Source organism: Bacillus sp. MYb78 (genome assembly GCF_002975115.1).
Taxonomy (GTDB): Bacteria; Bacillota; Bacilli; order Bacillales; family Bacillaceae_G; genus Bacillus_A; species Bacillus_A cereus.
Genome location: NZ_PCOB01000001.1, coordinates 203,070 through 221,837 on the forward strand (window position 1 = coordinate 203,070; position 18,768 = coordinate 221,837).

Sequence of the window (18,768 nt, forward strand, 5' to 3'; positions counted from 1 at the left end):
ATCCTCCTACTCTACAAAACTTTTAAATAGGAGCGCCTTACGCGTTCCATCTTTTCCAATAAAACAATTAAATTTATGCTTTCCATCTACATAACCAAGTAATTCATCCGAAACTTTCGTATGAAGCGGAATAATATCGCCTTCTTCAATTTGTTCAATCTCACTCATTGTCATTTTCTGCTCACCAATCGCAACGTGAACAGGTTTGTACACTTGATTTACTTTCACTTCCACTTCAGACGTATACTTCCTACGTTTGTCCGAAGAATGTTCGACAATATTTTCAGACGTTAACTTATCCATAATTTCTTCAACAGATAAGAACGGAATTCCGATACGCACCGTCGTATTCCAAAAATCTGTTTTCATATTTACATTAAGTAATGAAATAATATCGCTCGCTGTCGTAATCTTTAATGCATTCGGATCTGTTTCCGTCGTTACAAATTTTGGTTCAATCGCAACAACACTTTCGAATGATTGCTCTAAATTTTTACAAAGAAGCAAGAATATATTATCAAGCGTTAAAAACTCAAATGCTGTTAACGGTCTGCGCATCGTAAAGTTACGCTTACTATCTCCGCCAAGCCAACATTCATGAATATAAATAACGAATGCTAAATCAATCTCAATAACAATTTCTCCAAGCTCTGGTAAACCGAGATCAATTACGCAATATAAATAATAATCTTTCGGCATTTTCTCCACATACTCACTCGTAAATGGAACTTGCTCAACCGTTGAAGGCTCTAGTTCAATTGGAATACGCATACGCGCTGATAACGTCTGTGACGTCTGTTTCCCAAACGTAGAAGCAATCGCTTGCAAACTACGTAAATGCTCAACACCGAACTTCTCTGGTCTATTAAAATCATACTCTTGAAATTTCTCTTGCTTTCCTGCTTCTTGTGCGAAAGCTGGCATTTCCTCGCCTTCATTTACCGCCTTCAGCAGGGCATCAATTTGCTCTTGGCTTAATTTTTCGCCACTCATGACAATCCCCTTCCCTACCTTTTCAATTCAACGATTTCAACGTACATCTTCCCATTCTTCGTCAAAATCTTTCCGGTTCCAATCTCTTCATTCTCAAGCATAAGACGCACCGTATTTTTCGTTGAATTTTCAAGACGATACAATGTACCTTTCGTAATATGAAGCAGATCTTCAATTTTCTTTTTCGTATTTCCGATTTCAAAATAAATTGTTAACGGAATATCATCTTGTAATTTCAAATCTAGCCAACTCCCATATCATGTTCACGAAAATTTCATGTTCTCTCTATATATGAAACTTCTTATTTTGAAACGTCGATATTTAATATTTTTTTAATATATCCTTGCGTTTCTTTAAATGGCGGTACGCCTCCGTACTTTCTCACATTACCAGGACCAGCATTATAAGAAGCAAGCGCCAATACTAAGTCGCCGTTATTTTTCTTTAAATAACCGCTTAACTCTTTCACGCCACCTTCAATACTTTCAGCTGGTGAAAATGGATTCTTCACACCCATCTCCTTCACATTCGCTGGCATAAGCTGCATAAGACCCATCGCACCTGCATGTGATACCGTTTTCGGATTAAAATTAGACTCTACTTCAATCATTTTTTGAATTAACGTTTTTGGAATTCCATATGTACGACTTACTCGATCAATAATATCCTCATACTTCCCTTCATTGGAAGAACGTATTTTTTGAATATTATACTTCTTCGTTAATTCCCACGTATCAGCGGCCTCATTTTTCGTTTCTGGGAAACGTCGTTCAAACTCTTTTTGCGCAACTTGCACTTCATCTGCTTTCTTCGTTTCAGCCTTTTCTTCAGGCTTATTCGCTTCCTCTACATTAATAGTTTCTACGGGTTTATTAACAACCGCTTCTATTTTCGTAGATTGTACCGGCTGACTCATATCTTCTATGTTTGCCGGCTGCGTAGTTTCTTTCGTCTCCTTCGCAGGCTCACTCTGCAACTTCTCTTGAAAACGACTACTAACGAATGCTTGTGGACTACTTAGCTTTTGCTGAATTTGTCCTTTCTTATATGCAAGCACTTCTTTTACTATATTTCCAACTATCATAATATCACCTTTTCGGTAAACAAAGATAATCTAATATTAGAGTTTTTTTTTAAAGTTTGCAATAATCCTTTTAATAATTATGTAATAAAAAAATGAATATATTGTTAAACTGTTATTTTTTTATATTTATTAATTCGAATTTTTAGTTGACACCCGTTGTGGCAAGGATTACAATAAATCTCGAAATTGATTTTTTCGCATATTACCGTTTTTCAATTTGCAGAAAAGTCAATATAAAAAAATGGGGGTTTCTTAACATGAGAATTAATACAAACATTAACAGCATGCGTACTCAAGAGTACATGCGCCAAAACCAAGCTAAAATGAGCAACGCTATGGACCGTTTATCAAGCGGTAAACGTATCAACAACGCTTCTGACGATGCAGCAGGTCTTGCAATCGCAACTCGTATGCGTGCACGTGAAAGCGGATTAGGAGTTGCAGCTAACAACACACAAGACGGTATGTCTTTAATCCGTACAGCTGACTCAGCAATGAACTCAGTATCTAACATCTTACTTCGTATGCGTGACATCTCTAACCAATCTGCGAATGGTACGAACACAGATAAAAACCAATCAGCATTAGATAAAGAATTTGCTGCATTAAAAGATCAAATTGATTACATTTCTAAAAACACTGAATTTAACGATCAAAAATTATTAGATGGTTCTAAAAAATCTATCGCAATTCAAACACTTGACAATGCTGATACAAACAAACAAATTGATATTCAATTATCCAATGTTTCTACGAAAGAACTAAAACTTGATACGTTAAGTATTGAAGGAAGTTCTTCTAAAACATTCACTATCACAGCTGATGATATGCTAGCAGTTGGTACTGCAAATGCTACAGCAAAGGCTAAAGCCGGAACACTAAAAGGGTTAAATGTTACTACAGGTGATTTAACTGCTGCTAAAACAGACGTTCAAGACTTTAGAGCGGCCTTTGATAAAGTAAAAGGTTTTATGGGTTCTACAGAAGTAACAAATATTGAAAAAGCATTAACAAAATTTGATGGTGATCAAAGTCTTGCTAACGCAAAAGCAATCGGTGATGCCCTTACATCTGATTTAGCTACTACAATTGCTAAAGATCAAACTTATTCAAAAAATGTATCAAATGCTTCTAGTGCAATTGCATCAATTGATGCTGCATTAGAAAGTATCGCATCTAACCGTGCAACACTAGGTGCTACATTAAACCGTCTTGACTTTAACGTAAACAACCTTAAGAGCCAATCTTCTTCTATGGCTTCAGCTGCTTCTCAAATCGAAGACGCTGACATGGCGAAAGAAATGTCTGAAATGACTAAGTTCAAAATCTTGAACGAAGCTGGTATCAGCATGCTTTCTCAAGCAAACCAAACTCCACAAATGGTTTCTAAATTATTACAATAAGCCATTTGAGTTAGTTTCATGAATAAACCTCTCTGCTTGCGGAGAGGTTTATTTTTTCTATATAGATAGATTAAATGCTTTCCTTAGCTGGAAGAGAAGATTTATCCATATTTAGAAGCGGTCAGAGCTGATTGTAGCCTAGTCCTGTATATGAAAACAAAAAGATAAAGTAAGTACAAACCCTTTGATCCTTCCATATCCGTTTATTAGCTTTAGAACACTAACTATATCAATTTATAAGGAGTGTCTATTATGCGTATTGGTACGAATGTTTTAAGTATGAATGCTAGGCAGTCGTTGTATGAGAATGAGAAGCGTATGAATGTTGCGATGGAGCATTTGGCGACTGGTAAGAAGTTGAACCACGCTTCGGATAATCCCGCTAATATTGTAATTGTGACTCGTATGTATGCGAGAGCAAGTGGTATGCGTGTGGCGATTCGTAATAATGAGGATGCGATATCAATGCTTCGTACAGCGGAAGCTGCACTTCAAACTGTTACGAATATTTTGCAGCACATGCGTGATTTTGCCATTCAATCTGCGAACGGTACAAATTCAAATACAAACCGTGATTCACTTAATAAAGAGTTTCAGTCTTTAACAGAACCAATTGGCTATATTGGCGAGACGACTGAGTTTAATGATTTATCCGTATTTGACGGTCAAAACCGCCCTATTACATTAGACGATATCGGTCATACAATAAATATGACGAAACATATTCCCCCTTCCCCTACACAACATGACATCAAGATTTCAACAGAACAAGAAGCAAGAGCGGCAATCCGTAAAATTGAAGAAGCTTTACAAAATGTATCACTTCATCGTGCCGACCTTGGCTCTATGATAAATCGTTTACAGTTCAATATTGAAAATTTAAATAGCCAAAGTATGGCGTTAATAGATACTGCATCTCAAGTTGAAGATGCAGACATGGCGCAGGAGATAAGTGATTTTTTAAAGTTCAAATTATTAACTGCAGTTGCCCTTAGTGTGGTTTCACAAGCGAATCAAATTCCGCAAATAGTTTCTAAACTACTACAATCGTAAAATTCATCTTCCTTCTTCGGAACGATTCCATACAAAATAAAAGGGAAATACATATAAACTATGTATCTCCCTTTTATTTTGTACCCAATTTTTATTACTGTGTTACGGTCATAACTTGTCCGCTACGATCAACCATAATTTTCATTTTACCGTCTTGTGCATTATATAGCCCTAGTTTATGTAATTCCATTTTACAATCTTGTACGAAAGTTGGTAATTTACGAATTTGATCGATATCAGAACTTGTAATGAAATGAATTAAAAGCTGCGTCATACCTTTAATATCTTGTACAAGCTCTTCTTTCTCTCGTTTTAGCCTTTCATTTTCTAGTTGTAACGACTGCAATTCACCTTCTAAGCTACGTGTATTCTTTGCTTCTCTAGAACGCCCTGCTGCCATGCTAGAAAGCTTATAAATACCTTCCATAAACTGATGTAGTTCGTCTTCTTTCCTTTCACTACATTGATTAATTGTTTCAAAGTTATCAACAATACCAGATATAACTGTTACAAGATTTTTTTCATCCTCTTTATGCTGGATTTCTTCTTTTAATTCGTACTCGTTTTCTTGTTTTCTTGTAACGATTGTCTCTTTTACTGGTATATATTTTCGCTTTCGTCCTGGTTTCTGTTTTTCAATATTTTCAAACGGTATTTCACGTTTTTTCAATTTATAATACGTATTTTGCAATTGACTTTCTGTTTTTGGAAAAAGATTTAGTTCATTTTTACTTACGTATTTTGAAATATTTAAAATGTTTAAACCGTGACGTTGACAAAATTGATACACTTCATACAGTAGCTCTAGTTCAGACTTCAGCCATGTAATTGCTGATTTTTCATATGCTCGCATCCCGCCATTTTTTTCTATATCTATTTGAAATAATACCATTCTATTATGTAAATCAACTAATTCTTCATACTTCACTTGGAATTCTTTTTCTATTTTTTTTAATTCCACCTCTAGTTGCATATCGTTCATTTTATTATTTGACATGTTTTGCAAAAGACCTAATACATTAATTGCTGTGTGGTGATACATAATCTGTGCCACTCCCCCTCATCCTTTCACAATTCTCATCTGACTCCCATGTCTTTTAAGAAAATAGCAATTTTTACATATCCATATTATAACAGTTCGAAATTATCTGTCAAATAATAAACATACAAAAATGTATAGAAAGTATAAAAATTTGGAAAATGTTTTTTTATTAATATGCAAAATTACATATTAATTACATTTAATTATATTATATGGTATTTTGAATATTTTTTCACCGAAAAAATTTGCGTTACCACGAAATATTACTAAAATAACCATCGAAAATACGTTTGCTTATATTTTCAAATCAAAAATCTTTATTTGAAGATTTTTTCATACATACAGCGCCAAACATCTCAGAAACCTTTCATTTTTCTGCCCGGTTAGAGTATAGAATACTAAAAAGGAATTAGCCAATGATACATATGGCTAATTCCTTCCTCTCTCTAACAGAATAGAGTTATAAACCCAATCTTCAAATCCTCAATCGAAGTCTCTCTTCTTCTTACCTAAAACTACTTCATACCTCTGAACTCACATCGCATGAGACTCTATTAAGCACTGAAAACTTCCTTACATAAGTAATTCCTCTATTCCTACTAAATAGAAAAATGTTATACACCAGCTCTTCTACTTACCTATAACCACTCCATATATCTGGTCTCAACATCTCATAGGGCTCTATTAAGCACTGACCGCTCAACACTTGGCTAGAGCTTCTATTCCGGCTAAATAGAAACTTTTAAAGTACTAACTTATCAACTAAACCAATTAGCTCTTGAATATCTGGCTTACTTACTTGAGCATTTGCTCCTACAGCTTCACCTTTATGGAATAATTCATTTGTAATTAATGAAGAGAAAATAATGACTGGTAAACGATTCATTACTTCACTATCCTTAACCACTTTCGTTAAATGATGTCCATCCATTTTTGGCATTTCAATATCCGTAATTAGCAGGTGAATATGTTCAAACATTTTTTCGCCTTGCTCTTTCGCTAATTTTTCAATTTGCGCTAACGCTTCTGCACCATTGCTGAAGAAGTTCATTTTCGTATATCCAGCTGATGATAATGTTTCTTCTAATATTTGACGAAGCATCGCTGAATCTTCTGCAATATAAATTACTTTTTCAGCTCGATCTGTTTTTTGTTCTAACCCTGCAATTGATTTATTGTCATAACCAGTGCCGCTAATTTCACATACAATTTTTTCATAATCTAATAGTAAAATGATTTTGCCATCTAGTTTTACAATACCAGATGTCGTTTCTTCTAGTCCCATAGATAATGAAGCTGGTTCATCAATTTGTTCCCATGAAATACGTTGAATACGATGCACTTCATCAACGCGGAAAATAACTTTCATTTGGTTTAATTCTGAGATGATAAACTTCGTTTGATCAAGTGGCTTTGTTGACTTTAAATTAAGAGCCATTGCCAAGTTAATAACAGGTAAAATTTCACCACGTACTTGAACAACACCTTCAACTGCATGATGAGATTCTGGCACAGTTGTAACAGGGAATGGATTAATGATTTCACGTACTTTCATTACATTAATACTAAATAGGTTTTCACCAACAGTGTACGTAACAATCTCTAATTCATTTGTTCCGCTTTCTAATAAAATACTTTGTGCTTGTGACATAAAGATGTCGCTCCCCTTCCATTAATTCCGTATATCTAATTATTAAGCTTTATAAAAGCGAAAAAGTCAACTACCTATATAAAAAATATAGATAGTCGAACGATTCATTTTATAAAAAAAACAATTATTCTTGTATAAACGAAGCAAGTGCCTCTAATAACACTTCTTGTGCTCCTACAACTTCCGTCGGCATTGCTTCCCATTTTTTCGAAAGCTCGGTCTCTACTCTTATTCTCAGCTCAGAATTCATTTCTGCTAACACATATTCTTTCGTTGCTATATCAACATCAAGTAGCGCAAGTGCATATAATTCCGGGTCATTTATTTCTTCGAATAATCGTTTTAATACTACCGGTGCTATATGTTTTAATTTTTCAATATGAATTTCCTTATCCGAAAATAGTAACTCATATTGAATAAACGTAACATTTTCTTTAATCACTTTAAAATAACAATTATTTTTTTTATCATTCACAAAATAACCGTTTGGATCTGCGATAATACTTTCTACTTTACGAATTAAATCTGGCAAACTATTCGCCGCCATTACAGTTCGCTGCTCAACCTCACTCGGCGAAATGAATGTAACGCGATACTTATTTTGCGCCATCCTCCTCACCTCTCCTTTTATAAAAATCTATTGTTACATACTATCCAGAAGGCACTTGCCTACTATGAAATGATTATCTCATCCCCAACTATCTCATTACGCCTCCATAGCTCTATTCTTACAACTAGGAGCTCTTCTGGACCATAACTGTTTATGCACACTAAACTTTGCTTACCTCTTTTTATACTACCTTAGTAACTCTCCATACCTTTGTCCTTACACACCAGTCGAGGCCCTATTAGGCACTAACCGCTCAAAAACAACGCTGGGTCCTCTCGTCAACCCTAAAAAGAGCTTTTTAGATCTTTTTAAGAACTTTTCAATAACTCTATGTTATTAAACCAAAACGCTATTTGCTGATCCGTAATATTTGGCAACATAACAAAAAACTCACGACACTTCATCTCATCCTTAAACAGTTGATACTTCCAAACGCTATCACTACCAACACTTATGAAATAAAACTCATGGATACGGCCAATGATCGCTTGTTTTTCACCAAATGAATACGGAGGCACTTGCTTAATTTCAAATTGATCTGGTAAATATACATGCTCTTCTCGTTCTATTTTTAATACTTGCTCGGCAAGTTCACGTTTATTTTCGAAAAAAGGCAATTGTAAAATTCGCTCTTGTCTTGTCATACGAATAAAAAACCCTTTCTACTCCATTACATTTTTTCCTTACGATATATTATCGAATTAAGTTTACAACTTCATTTAATACTTCATCTGAAACTTTAATTACTTTCGCATTTCCTTGGAATCCGCGTTGGTATAACATTAAGTCAACAAATTCTACAGATAAATCTACGTTTGCACCTTCTTGTGCACCACCGCGTACTTTACCCGCACCGTTTTGACCAGATGCACCAAGAGCTAAAATACCTGTTGTATTCGTCGCTGTATAGTTACCATTACCTGTTTTCATTAGTCCGCCTTCGTTCGGGAACATCGCAACAGCTAATTGACCAGCTGATTTCATACTTCCATCAGAATATTTTACCATCACATATCCACCGTCAGCAATGAAACAATCTTTAACCGTCGCTGCTGCTCTACCATCTACGTCTGTTACTGATAATGTTTTATCTGTTGGATGGTTTGTTAAATGACTTAAGTCTAATTTTATAGAGCCGCCATCAAATGGAATATTGGCCCCTTGCTCTTTCGGATTTGGATTTCCAACAGCATCAAATGTCATATTACCACCTGCACCTGGAACATCCTTAAACTCTGTTTCTTTTTTCGAGTCATTACGCATTTGTACTTTATATGTATAATTATGTTCGCTCGTTTGTTTAAACTCGACACGCATTGTCCATGTATTCCCCGCATTATCATATACAGGTAAATCTTGTGTAATTTGTTTTTCACCAGTTGGAATATTACCTTTAATTGTCCCTTTCGATGTTCGAATACCACCAATTGCTGTTCCCATTGGAATTTGCAACGGTCCTGGAATTCCAGATAAATCAACTTCACCAGTTGCCTCATTCGCAGGGTATGCAAATACATATTGACCTTCAGTATTCGTAATATAGTAATCTGAAGATATCCCAAACGTACCTTTACGAGTAAATTCCATATTTCCGCCTTTTGAATCACCTACAACGAAGAAACCATTACCTTCCATTGCGGCTTGTGTTTTGCCACCTGTTAACGTAATTGTACCATCACTATAATCCGTAACTGTACCACTCATTTTCACACCATTACCAATACTTTTCGGATTTGTTCCTGCGTATTTACCGTCACCTTTTGCACCAATCGAATTGTTATATAGTAAATCATCAAACATTGCTTTTTGTTTTTTATAACCTACTGTTTGTGCATTGGCAATATTATTTGAAGTTACACTTAATGCATTTTGTGTTGCATTCATCCCTGTAATACTTGTATATAACGCTTTAATCATAACGTATGGACACTCCTTATGAATTTGTAGTTTTTACTTCTTCAGTTACTTTTTGATCGTCTTTCTTTGCGTCTTCTGGGTTCGTTTCCCCAATCGGTTTATCAGACACTCTCTCAACGAAACGAAGAGATACAACCTTATTATTAATAACGAGCTGTACATCGTTATTTTCCGCAAGGCGAACCGTTTCTACTTGACCGGTTACTTTGTTTCCGTCACCGTCAACACCTCTTACGTATTTACCTAAAAACTTCATTCCACCATCAAGTGCTGTTGAATACATCGTTGATTGCAGCTTATCTACTGCTTTCGTCATATTCTGTACTTGTTCCATAAGAGATAACTGCGCTGTCTGATTCATCATTTGATTCATATCCATCGCATTAAATGGATCTTGATGTTGGAAACTTGATAAAAACAATTTTAGGAAATCATCTTTCCCCATTACCCCAGGAGTCTTTTGCGCTCCTGCCGAAACTCCATTACTTTGTTGCACTGGCGATTGTACACCATTAACAGGTACATTACTTTTTTGCGCTCCTGCTTGTAACGGAATATGATTTGTACTCGTTGTATTTAATCCAACTGTTGGCACGCTTTATTCCTCCAATAATCCCGCAAATTCTGTTGATTGTTGTTTTTCATGATTTGTATTTGCTAATTTCTGTTTTTGCCTTTGCTCTTGTTCTCGCTGTTCTTTTCGATTTTCATCTTTATCTGAATAGCTAATTTGAATATTGATTTCTTTTTCTTTTAACTTTAATTTCAATTCATCAAAAATGATTTCAACACGTTTTTTCGCATCGTGTTTTTCCATTTCTACGTGAACGTCAATTTGATCTCCGTGTTTTTTCATAAACACTGTTAATGTACCAAGTTTTTCTGGATTTAACTGGAATAAAACACGTTCTTGTTTCACTACAAATTTTTGCAGCGCTTCTACTTGCGCTTCCATTTTCTTTCCTAAGTCAGGTAATGAAACTTTCTCAGCACCACTATTTGATTTCCCTATTTGTTCGGTACTCGTCGTTTTATTTAATAACTCTGCACCTGCAGAGCTCGAATCATTTAATGCATCAACCTCTGGCAACTCTACCTTTGCATCATCGCTCTCAAGTTTCGGAAGATCTACCTCTTTAGACTCTTCTTGTTCCTTTGCAATATTACAAGTTTCTGTTTCTACAACTTTCAATGCTTGCATCGTTTGCTCTGGCATCTTCATTTTGTCTAATACCATTTGCATTGTATCTTCTAAACATATAGCATTTTTGATATTCATATTTGAAAGAAGTTCTTGTAATTGTTGTAATTCAGCTGCAGGTAATTCATTAAGTTTAATATTGCCATATTCTTTATATAGCTCTTGTATTTTTTGTATGTATTGATATAACAATTCCGGCTGCACATGTAATTGCTCAATTGCAACCATTTGCTCAGATACAGCTAATAACAACTGTTCTGTCTCTTTTTTTTCTTCTTTCTTTACATTTGGTTCTTCTTTCGTTACCGATTTTTTAGAAAGAATATAATCTTTTTTCTCTTCTGTTGGTGCTTCTTCTCGTTTCGTTTTCTCCGTTTGCGGCTGTTTTTTATTTTCCATTCTCATCGTACGATCGAATGAAGAATCTTCATTTTTTGATTGTACTTCTAGCCCTTTTTCTTTTTGCGGAGGTAAACTTTGTTGCACCGGTAATACAGACTGTATCACTACATTCACCTCATCCATTCATACACATTTTCAAATCCAGAAGCATTTTTTCTTCCAGCTTTTCTTGTGCTTTCGCAAGCTTTTTGCAATTTTCTTGATACATCTCATCAATGACACGTTCTTTTTCTTTTACTTGCTCTAAAAGGCTTTCATTTTTTTGAATAAAACCTTCCGTTTTTTTAATTTTTCGATTCCATTCTTCTATTCTTTCAGGTGAAAACGTATGTGAAGAAAGCATGCCCGCCATAATACGTTGCCCAGTTTGTACGACTTTACTACGCGATTTCACAACATATAAATCATATTCTTTTTTTTGTTCTATTTTTCTTTTTTCAGCTGTTAATTCATACACTTCTTTTAAAATATGTTCTTTTTCTTGATTTATTTGCAATTTTATTGTGTCGTACTGCTGTTTATCCACCTGTTTTCATAGCCCCTTCCTATTATAACGTTCTCTTTTTCTATTATATAGTTTTTTTCCAAAAAAATCTGTGAAATATTAAAAAACAAAAAAATAAGACCTCTTCGGCAGAGGCCTTATACTATATGGTGTATCGCTTCAACGATATCATCAAATTGGAAACTATCCGATCGACCTTGCTTTAAAAATGTATTTATACCTTCTACTTTATTTTTACATTCAAAAATATAAGCATTTTCTTCATTTTCTTGAATCGTTCCTAACTTAAAATACAATTCATTTTCTTTATAAATTGATAAAATTTTTCTCATTTCATTTGCAAGTTGCCAATGATGTGGCGAAACAATTTCTTCCATAATCCTACTTACTGAATCTAATACTGAAATTGCAGGATAATGACTAAGCGTTGCAAGCTCACGCTTTAATACAATATGTCCATCTAAAATACCACGTGCTAAATCTGGTACGGGACCATTTAAATCGTCCCCATCAACAAGCACCGTATAAATACCTGTTATAGATCCCTTTTGTGTTTTCCCAGACCGCTCTAACAGCTTCTTCATATAACTTTCCATTAGCAGTGTTTTACCACCAATCGGTAACTCTTTAACAGCAATATCAACACTTCTTCGTGCATCGGCGAAACGAGTAACAGAGTCCATCATAAGTAATACGTTATTGCCTTGATCACGGAAGTATTCAGCAATAGACGTTGCGAGTTTCGCGGCACGAAGTTGCATAAGGTGACTTTCATCTGACGTCGCTACAACAACGACGCTTTTTCGCATCCCTTCCTCGCCTAACTCTTTTCGAATAAAGTCTTTTACTTCCCGACCACGTTCTCCTACTAAACTAATAACGTTTATATCAGCTTTTGCATTTTTTGCTATCATTCCAAGTAAAGTAGATTTACCAACACCTGACCCAGCAAAAATACCAATCTTTTGACCGATACCAATTGTTAGCATAGAATCAATTGATTTTATTCCTGTTTCAAATACATCGGTAATCTCTTCACGTTCAAATGCATGTATAGGCGGTGCATCTAGTTTAATTTTCTGTAATGGAATGTTTTCAGCTTCCTCATTTAACACTTCACCATTTGCACTTAACACCTTTCCGAGCAAGTGATTACCACGTGGTACAACAACATCTTCTGAAACTAATGTCACTGAATCTCCATAACATACTTTTTCTGTCTGTTCAAATGGAAGTAGCATATTATTTTCTTTTTCAATGGCAATCACCTCACATAAGACGTTATGTTCTCCAACGAAGCAAACATCTCCGATCTTCGCTTTCGGCCCTTTTGCTACGAAAAACTGTTCTTGTACACTATGAACTTTGCCTACTTTCGTATACAGCGGTGTTTCAATGAACTTATTCCATTTTTCGTTCTCATTCATTAACAGGCGGCTCATACATTTTGCTCCTCAAATAACTTCTCTTCTTCCCATTTCTGACGAAGTTTCGCAAATATAGGTGCAAATTTAAATTCAAAGAACTCTTTCTCTTCTTCCAGAACAAATTCACCAAACTGCAGGGAGAAATCATATTTCCATTCTACTAATTGTAGTAACCAATATTCTTTCGTATTCTCCTTCTCTTCTTGAATACGTTCAAACGTTTCTGGATGTACTGTAATGATTAATTTTTCAAACGAAGTTGGCAATGTTTGCACGATGCCAGTTAAAATAGGTAACACATCAAGCGATCGTGAATCTACCGCTTGATTCACGATTTTTTCTGCTAGATGAAAAGATTGATCCCATAATAACTCTGTCCATTCATATGCTGTTTCTTGTTGTTCTTTTTGAAACTGCACACGCGCTGCTTCCATCTGTTCCATTTGTTCATGAATATGCATTTGAAATTGTTCTTTATCTTGTAATAACTGCTGCCGCTCTCGTTCTAGCATTTGCTTCTCTTGCCTTAGCTGATTCATTTCCATATGTAATGACTCTTGCTGGGCGCGAAGCTCTGCATGATCAGTTTGTAATTCTTCCTCTTCTATTTGGACTGAAGCTGGTTTTGGAAATTGTAATTCATACGTTTCTTCAGAAAAAGAAACAGAATTCTTCGGAATTCTGTTTTTAAATAAGGACATCCTCTTCACCTCTTTGAACGATAATTCTTCCTTCTTTCTCTAGCTTTTTCACTGTACCAGTAATCGTTTGCTGCGCTTTTTCAGCATCCGTCATCTTAAGCGGTCCTAAGCCATCTAATTCTTCTAGAATCATCTCTTTACGGTTTGAAGACATACATGTAAATAATTTCTCTTTAATTTCTTCTTTTGCAATTTTAAGTGCTTTCGCAAGAACACCGTTATCTGTAATTTCTTCTAATACACGGCGAAGCGCAAGATCTTCAAGACCAAGTAAGTCTTCAAAGACAAACATATTTTCTTTAATTTTCTCAGATAACTCATAATCGACTTCATCCAGCTTTTGGAAGACTGTTTTTTCAACACCACGTGAAACATTATTTAAAATGTTTACGATTGTTTTCAAGCCATCAGTTTTATTAATTGCACTGAATGCCATATTATTTAATTTCGATTTTAACAACTCACCAATTTGATTAATTAATTCACCATCAACTTGTTCTAACTTCGCAATACCCATTACCGTCTCTACTCGTTTATGATCTGGCAATCTCTCAATTAATTGAGACGCAAGTTGCGGTTTAATATAAGAAGCGATAATTGCAATTGTTTGTGGTGACTCATCATTAAGCACTGTAAGAAGTGGTTCTAAATCTGTAAGTGAATTTAAGAATTCAAATGGATTATCTTTGTTATACCAAAGATCTTCCAATAATTTTTCCAGTTCGTCTTCTGGCATGTTTTTAAATATGCGACGAATGTATTCTTTATCTGGAGTGACTAAGTTCAATTCTTTTACATTTAGTTCATATAAGAACTCTCCTAGTACATTTTCTAACGTTTCTGGTTTGTATACACGAAACTTTGCGATTTCACGAAGTAATACTTCTTTTTCCTCAGCTGTCATATATTCAATGACTTTTGCTGCCACCCCTTCTTCTAATGTACGAATAAGGATGGCAGCTTTTTCTTTGGAGGAGATTTCATCTAACATCGTTGTTCCTCCCTTACTGTCCGTTTAACCATTTTTTAATTACTTTTGCAGTTCCTTCTACATGTTCTTTCGTAGCATCCTGCACTTGTTCATCTAACGTTGGTTCTTTCGGTTCTTCTGGTTCAGGTTTTGGCTCTGGCACTATTTTTTCTTCAGGAATTTCCAAGATACTTTCATTACTTGCAGCAATTTCGTCTTCTGCTAAGTATTCTTCATATTCCTCTTCTTCTTTCTTTCTCTTACGTCTTGCTAATAAGAACCATACTAGACCACCGATTGCTAATAAGCCAGCTGTAATTCCACCGAATAACCACCAGTTCATACCACTTTTTTCTGGCTCTTTCTCTTTTTCGGCTTTCGGCTGATCGAACTGAACAGTTACAACGTTAACTTGACCATTTATAAAGTTACCGTTCGGATCAGCTTGAAGTCCTGCCGCTGTTCCGATTGCTTCTTTAAAAGTTGTCATATCCATTCTACGTTTTACTAACGTATCATTATCTACCCATACAACAACATTTGTTTTCGTTAATTCTGGGTGTTTCTTAATTGTTTCAACTGTTTTATCTATTTCATAGTTTTCGATTTTGTTACCATTTTTATTATCATAGACAACTTTACCATTTTGATTATTGTTCGTACCGTAGTTTGGCACTTCACCGTTCGCTGTAATACCAGCACCTTGCTTCGTATCTGCCCCTTCTTGCGCAGTAGAGCTTTCCTCTTGCTCTTGTTTACTACGAAGTACACCTTTATCACCATACTTTTCTGACTGACGTGTAACTTCATCGTAGTTTACAGATACTTTCGTATTCACTTTATATTCATTCGGTTTAAACATCGTCATTAACGTTGCATCAATATCTTGCTTTAATTTACCTTCAAGTTGATGCTGCATCTCTACTTCTTTCTCATAAGAAGAAGAACTACTAGAATGTGCTTCATCTGTCCCTTTTGAGATAACACCTTTTTTACTATCAATAACGCTTACTTCTTCTGCCTTCACGCCAGGAACTGCTGCACTAATCATTTGCTGTATACCTGCAACTTGATCAGCTGTTAACAATTGGCCACGCTTCACTCCAACCGTAATCGCCGCTGTTCCTTTTGCTTTTTCTTCATCAAAAATTGTCTCTTTTTCAGGCAATGTAATTTGAACATTTGCCGTTTCAACTGTCGCAAAGTTTCTTACAATATCTTGCTCCAATTGCTTCTTCGTACCGACAATTTGCTTCATTTTTTTATCTTGCTCACTTGAACCGAGCGAGCTTTCTAATAAAATTTCCTCACCGCTTTTAGAATTAAACGGTAAGCCCATCCCATTCATTTCTTTTCGAACCCATGGAGCATCATTCTTTTGCACACGAATCGAACCATCGGCCGCTAATTGATAATCGACACCTAACTTCGATAATTCTGCTGTAATCTCTTGTTTATCTGTATCATTTAAATTTTGATATACAACAACATATTTATCTGGCAAGGTGAAGTATAAAAGTGCTCCTGTTACAATCGCTAAAAGCGCAGCACCAATTACTAACTTATGCCACGTTTTTAACGATTGGATAACATTTTTCATCTTTTCCATTTAAACACACCCGTCCACTTTCCTAAATTTGCATATTAATTAGTGACTTATAATTTTCAATAAGATTATCACGTACGAGAGCAGCCGTTTTCATTTGAGACTCAGCTTTCTTTTGCTGAATTAAAACGTCATGTGTTTCTCCTACCCCTTTAGTTAGTAAATCATATACTGCTGTTTGCGCATTGTTTTGCGTTTGATTCATATCTTCCAATAAATCAATAAACTTTTTCCCCTCAACTACAGATGTTTGAGAAGTTTTCGATGCACCAATTGACTGAATTGCTCCAAATGGTTGTGTATGTAACATTGGTTGGATTTTCATATTACTATCTTCCCCCTTATCCTCGGCCGATTTCTAAATCTTTATCAAGCATTTTTTTATTTGCATTTAATACACTCGTATTTGCTTCATACATTTTTTGAGTAACCATAACATTCGTCATTTCAGCAGTTACATCAATATTTGGATAACGTACATATCCTTCTTCATTTGCGTGCGGATGCGTCGGATCATACACTAAATTTTCCGTTTTGTCTGCTTCAATACTTTTTATCTTCACTCCGTTAGTAGGAGCCCCATCTAGCATACTTGCAAAACTATTGTTTGATTCTAGCACCACACTACGACGCTCATATAAATCTGCCCCCGGAGCCGCCGTCGTATTTGCATTTACAATATTGTTAGAAGTAACTTCCATCCACTTTCTCGCTGTCGTTAGCCCTGAGCCACTTGCATTAATTGCCTGAAACATCCGTTGTCTCTCCTTCTACTTTTAACGTCCGCGTGCCGCTTGGTTAATTGCATATTGTGTATTAATTGCGTTAACTGAAATACCGTATAACTGATTTGTTTTCATTAAATCTAGCATTTCTGTCGTTACATCCACACTATTTCCGTCTTTATTCGTTTGCATTGATTTTGTTTGAATCTTTGCATATGTATTTTTCGTATTTACTGTCGGCAAGTGCATTTCATTCGTTTGATATAAATCTGGATTGCTCTTTAAATCAGCCGCATTGTTTTTATATAATGCACTACTTTTATTCATCTGCTCAGCAAATGTTACATCTTGTGCTTTATAGCCAGGTGTATTCGCATTTGCAATATTACTAGAAACAGTATTTCGTTTCGTCACTAAATAATTCATATAATGGCTTACATCACTCACTAAATCTGGCATATTCCACACCCTTCCTTTTCTAACGTAATGATCCACTGATAGAAGTTTCACTTCATTATTTATTTTCTTATATGCGTTTATTAAAATATTTACTATTATGTACCCTTACATATTTTATTCCATTTTTTCATTATTGTCTTTAGAAAAATACAAAAATATAAAAAAGAATGCAAAAAAACTGTATACACTTAGTAATCTATAGAACATTTCAATATATAAACTACAAACTAAAGTCCATTTTTCTATTATTTAGATTACTATTATTTTTTCATCACAGTCATAAAATGAAACCTCAATCAGCGGATTTCTTTATGTAAACGAAGGAATAGATCCCCTTTTAAAAGGGGGATCTGCTTCCAGACGTTATTATTAATATTTACCGTAAAATGAATTAGCCTTCATTCGCCCATCATTTGTCATAATCATTTCTTCCAAAATCTTTTGCTTATCTCGAATATGCTGAGCTGCCTTAATAATGAATGGGCTTACTTCTGCTGCAACTTGCGCACGCGTTTCTTCATCCAATGTCATCATCCAGCGATTTAACATCTCACTCTTCTCAGCAAACTCTCTGTCTGACACTTGCAATTCACCGATTTCATTAAAACAGCTGACAAACGTCCGATAAATATCATTGTTCATTTTCAAGTGCTCCGCGGTAACCGTCTATTAAATCTTGTAACACTTTCACAATTGCATCAATATCTTTCGCTTCACGCGTTACTTTCATCGTTTGAATTTGAATGCTAATCCAGTCATATAAACCATATAGACTATCATATAAATCTTTCGTAATCTCAGGATTTAATTGAAGCTTTAGTTCTTCAAAAATACGTTCTAATTTTTCAAGAAGTGCGTCCCCTTCTTGTAGTTTAAAAGTATGTAAAAGTTCTTCTAAATTACGAAACTCTACAATACATCTTTCATAAATAAAAATTGTATTTTTAATCGGATTACTCGTCATAATATCATTTTGCATATAACGTTGCCATGCTTGCATACGATCACTTCCTCAACTT

Annotated in this window: 22 protein-coding genes; 2 read left to right on the forward strand and 20 right to left on the reverse strand. The window is 35.1% G+C overall.

The features are described 5' to 3' along the window. Positions 1-6 precede the first annotated feature (6 nt). From fliM to CQ064_RS01070, 3 genes are all read right to left on the reverse strand, one after another. Positions 7-993 (reverse strand): flagellar motor switch protein FliM, encoded by a 987-nt coding sequence (fliM, locus tag CQ064_RS01060; protein WP_000012361.1) that lies wholly within the window; start codon positions 991-993, stop codon positions 7-9. 14 nt (positions 994-1,007) lie between these two features. Further along, positions 1,008-1,232 (reverse strand): flagellar motor switch protein FliN, encoded by a 225-nt coding sequence (locus CQ064_RS01065; protein ID WP_000775712.1) that lies wholly within the window; start codon positions 1,230-1,232, stop codon positions 1,008-1,010. Between the two features lie 62 nt (positions 1,233-1,294). Then, the gene (locus tag CQ064_RS01070) at positions 1,295-2,077 is read right to left on the reverse strand and encodes a lytic transglycosylase domain-containing protein (RefSeq protein WP_000635235.1); all 783 of its coding nucleotides are present in this window, start codon (positions 2,075-2,077) and stop codon (positions 1,295-1,297) included. 257 nt (positions 2,078-2,334) lie between these two features. On the opposite strand from CQ064_RS01070, the gene CQ064_RS01075 reads away from it, so the two are divergent. Together CQ064_RS01075 and CQ064_RS01080 are read left to right on the forward strand one after the other, a co-directional pair. Continuing rightward, a complete protein-coding gene (locus CQ064_RS01075; protein ID WP_001222355.1) occupies positions 2,335-3,480 on the forward strand; it encodes a flagellin N-terminal helical domain-containing protein in 1,146 nt (381 codons plus the stop codon). 252 nt (positions 3,481-3,732) lie between these two features. Further along, on the forward strand, positions 3,733-4,533 hold the full coding sequence (locus CQ064_RS01080; RefSeq protein ID WP_001219698.1) for a flagellin N-terminal helical domain-containing protein: 801 nt from the start codon (positions 3,733-3,735) through the stop codon (positions 4,531-4,533). Between the two features lie 94 nt (positions 4,534-4,627). Here the strand turns inward: CQ064_RS01080 and CQ064_RS01085 are convergent, their stop codons facing one another. The 17 genes from CQ064_RS01085 to CQ064_RS01165 all read right to left on the reverse strand — a co-directional run bounded on the left by CQ064_RS01085 (position 4,628) and on the right by CQ064_RS01165 (position 18,749). After that, positions 4,628-5,575 (reverse strand): DNA-binding domain-containing protein, encoded by a 948-nt coding sequence (locus tag CQ064_RS01085; protein WP_000274695.1) that lies wholly within the window; start codon positions 5,573-5,575, stop codon positions 4,628-4,630. 742 nt (positions 5,576-6,317) lie between these two features. Continuing rightward, positions 6,318-7,226: a chemotaxis protein gene (locus CQ064_RS01090; protein WP_000075943.1), complete on the reverse strand. Its 909-nt coding sequence runs from the start codon at positions 7,224-7,226 to the stop codon at positions 6,318-6,320. A gap of 124 nt (positions 7,227-7,350) precedes the next feature. After that, positions 7,351-7,836, reverse strand: a complete 486-nt coding sequence (locus tag CQ064_RS01095) for a hypothetical protein (protein WP_000068300.1) — start codon at positions 7,834-7,836, stop codon at positions 7,351-7,353. Positions 7,837-8,144: 308 nt separating this feature from the next. Continuing rightward, positions 8,145-8,480, reverse strand: a complete 336-nt coding sequence (locus CQ064_RS01100) for a DUF3964 family protein (RefSeq protein WP_000198167.1) — start codon at positions 8,478-8,480, stop codon at positions 8,145-8,147. A gap of 49 nt (positions 8,481-8,529) precedes the next feature. Beyond that, positions 8,530-9,753 carry a flagellar hook protein FlgE gene (locus CQ064_RS01105; protein WP_000588320.1) on the reverse strand — a complete coding sequence of 408 codons (1,224 nt, stop codon included), beginning with the start codon at positions 9,751-9,753 and terminating at the stop codon, positions 8,530-8,532. Between the two features lie 16 nt (positions 9,754-9,769). After that, positions 9,770-10,348, reverse strand: a complete 579-nt coding sequence (locus CQ064_RS01110) for a flagellar hook assembly protein FlgD (RefSeq protein ID WP_001143462.1) — start codon at positions 10,346-10,348, stop codon at positions 9,770-9,772. 3 nt (positions 10,349-10,351) lie between these two features. Beyond that, a complete protein-coding gene (locus CQ064_RS01115; RefSeq protein WP_000616458.1) occupies positions 10,352-11,461 on the reverse strand; it encodes a flagellar hook-length control protein FliK in 1,110 nt (369 codons plus the stop codon). A gap of 10 nt (positions 11,462-11,471) precedes the next feature. After that, positions 11,472-11,882, reverse strand: coding sequence for a hypothetical protein (locus tag CQ064_RS01120; RefSeq protein ID WP_000360860.1), 411 nt, complete (start codon positions 11,880-11,882; stop codon positions 11,472-11,474). A gap of 116 nt (positions 11,883-11,998) precedes the next feature. Then, complete coding sequence (gene fliI, locus CQ064_RS01125; RefSeq protein ID WP_000088692.1) at positions 11,999-13,303, reverse strand: flagellar protein export ATPase FliI; 1,305 nt, start codon at positions 13,301-13,303, stop codon at positions 11,999-12,001. Then, positions 13,300-13,989 carry a FliH/SctL family protein gene (locus tag CQ064_RS01130; RefSeq protein WP_000051703.1) on the reverse strand — a complete coding sequence of 230 codons (690 nt, stop codon included), beginning with the start codon at positions 13,987-13,989 and terminating at the stop codon, positions 13,300-13,302. Before CQ064_RS01130 ends, fliI begins: the two co-directional genes overlap by 4 nt. Further along, complete coding sequence (gene fliG, locus CQ064_RS01135; RefSeq protein ID WP_000883364.1) at positions 13,976-14,980, reverse strand: flagellar motor switch protein FliG; 1,005 nt, start codon at positions 14,978-14,980, stop codon at positions 13,976-13,978. The genes CQ064_RS01130 and fliG overlap by 14 nt, the downstream gene beginning before the upstream one ends. Positions 14,981-14,993: 13 nt before the next feature. Beyond that, positions 14,994-16,568, reverse strand: a complete 1,575-nt coding sequence (locus tag CQ064_RS01140; protein ID WP_000413958.1) for a flagellar M-ring protein FliF C-terminal domain-containing protein — start codon at positions 16,566-16,568, stop codon at positions 14,994-14,996. Positions 16,569-16,590: 22 nt separating this feature from the next. Continuing rightward, positions 16,591-16,890: a flagellar hook-basal body complex protein FliE gene (gene fliE, locus CQ064_RS01145; protein ID WP_000701674.1), complete on the reverse strand. Its 300-nt coding sequence runs from the start codon at positions 16,888-16,890 to the stop codon at positions 16,591-16,593. A 16-nt stretch (positions 16,891-16,906) separates the two neighbouring features. Next, on the reverse strand, positions 16,907-17,320 hold the full coding sequence (flgC, locus tag CQ064_RS01150) for a flagellar basal body rod protein FlgC (protein ID WP_000484681.1): 414 nt from the start codon (positions 17,318-17,320) through the stop codon (positions 16,907-16,909). Between the two features lie 21 nt (positions 17,321-17,341). Further along, positions 17,342-17,800: a flagellar basal body rod protein FlgB gene (flgB, locus tag CQ064_RS01155; RefSeq protein ID WP_074789290.1), complete on the reverse strand. Its 459-nt coding sequence runs from the start codon at positions 17,798-17,800 to the stop codon at positions 17,342-17,344. A 318-nt stretch (positions 17,801-18,118) separates the two neighbouring features. Then, entirely contained in the window at positions 18,119-18,391 is a 273-nt protein-coding gene (locus CQ064_RS01160) for a hypothetical protein (RefSeq protein WP_001058088.1), read from the reverse strand. After that, on the reverse strand, positions 18,381-18,749 hold the full coding sequence (locus CQ064_RS01165; protein ID WP_001149516.1) for a flagellar export chaperone FliS: 369 nt from the start codon (positions 18,747-18,749) through the stop codon (positions 18,381-18,383). Before CQ064_RS01165 ends, CQ064_RS01160 begins: the two co-directional genes overlap by 11 nt. Positions 18,750-18,768 lie beyond the last annotated feature (19 nt).

Coding starts and splice junctions, on each gene's coding strand:
- CQ064_RS01080 (WP_001219698.1), top strand. CDS start 3,733: ATGCGTATTGGTACGAATGTTTTAAGTATGAATGCTAGGCAGTCGTTG.
- flgC (WP_000484681.1), bottom strand. CDS start 17,320: ATGTTTCAGGCAATTAATGCAAGTGGCTCAGGGCTAACGACAGCGAGA.
- CQ064_RS01130 (WP_000051703.1), bottom strand. CDS start 13,989: ATGTCCTTATTTAAAAACAGAATTCCGAAGAATTCTGTTTCTTTTTCT.
- fliI (WP_000088692.1), bottom strand. CDS start 13,303: ATGAGCCGCCTGTTAATGAATGAGAACGAAAAATGGAATAAGTTCATT.
- CQ064_RS01105 (WP_000588320.1), bottom strand. CDS start 9,753: ATGATTAAAGCGTTATATACAAGTATTACAGGGATGAATGCAACACAA.
- CQ064_RS01140 (WP_000413958.1), bottom strand. CDS start 16,568: ATGGAAAAGATGAAAAATGTTATCCAATCGTTAAAAACGTGGCATAAG.
- CQ064_RS01100 (WP_000198167.1), bottom strand. CDS start 8,480: ATGACAAGACAAGAGCGAATTTTACAATTGCCTTTTTTCGAAAATAAA.
- CQ064_RS01075 (WP_001222355.1), top strand. CDS start 2,335: ATGAGAATTAATACAAACATTAACAGCATGCGTACTCAAGAGTACATG.
- CQ064_RS01090 (WP_000075943.1), bottom strand. CDS start 7,226: ATGTCACAAGCACAAAGTATTTTATTAGAAAGCGGAACAAATGAATTA.
- CQ064_RS01165 (WP_001149516.1), bottom strand. CDS start 18,749: ATGCAAGCATGGCAACGTTATATGCAAAATGATATTATGACGAGTAAT.
- CQ064_RS01095 (WP_000068300.1), bottom strand. CDS start 7,836: ATGGCGCAAAATAAGTATCGCGTTACATTCATTTCGCCGAGTGAGGTT.
- fliM (WP_000012361.1), bottom strand. CDS start 993: ATGAGTGGCGAAAAATTAAGCCAAGAGCAAATTGATGCCCTGCTGAAG.
- fliG (WP_000883364.1), bottom strand. CDS start 14,980: ATGTTAGATGAAATCTCCTCCAAAGAAAAAGCTGCCATCCTTATTCGT.
- CQ064_RS01085 (WP_000274695.1), bottom strand. CDS start 5,575: ATGTATCACCACACAGCAATTAATGTATTAGGTCTTTTGCAAAACATG.
- CQ064_RS01160 (WP_001058088.1), bottom strand. CDS start 18,391: ATGAACAATGATATTTATCGGACGTTTGTCAGCTGTTTTAATGAAATC.
- CQ064_RS01070 (WP_000635235.1), bottom strand. CDS start 2,077: ATGATAGTTGGAAATATAGTAAAAGAAGTGCTTGCATATAAGAAAGGA.
- fliE (WP_000701674.1), bottom strand. CDS start 16,890: ATGAAAATCCAACCAATGTTACATACACAACCATTTGGAGCAATTCAG.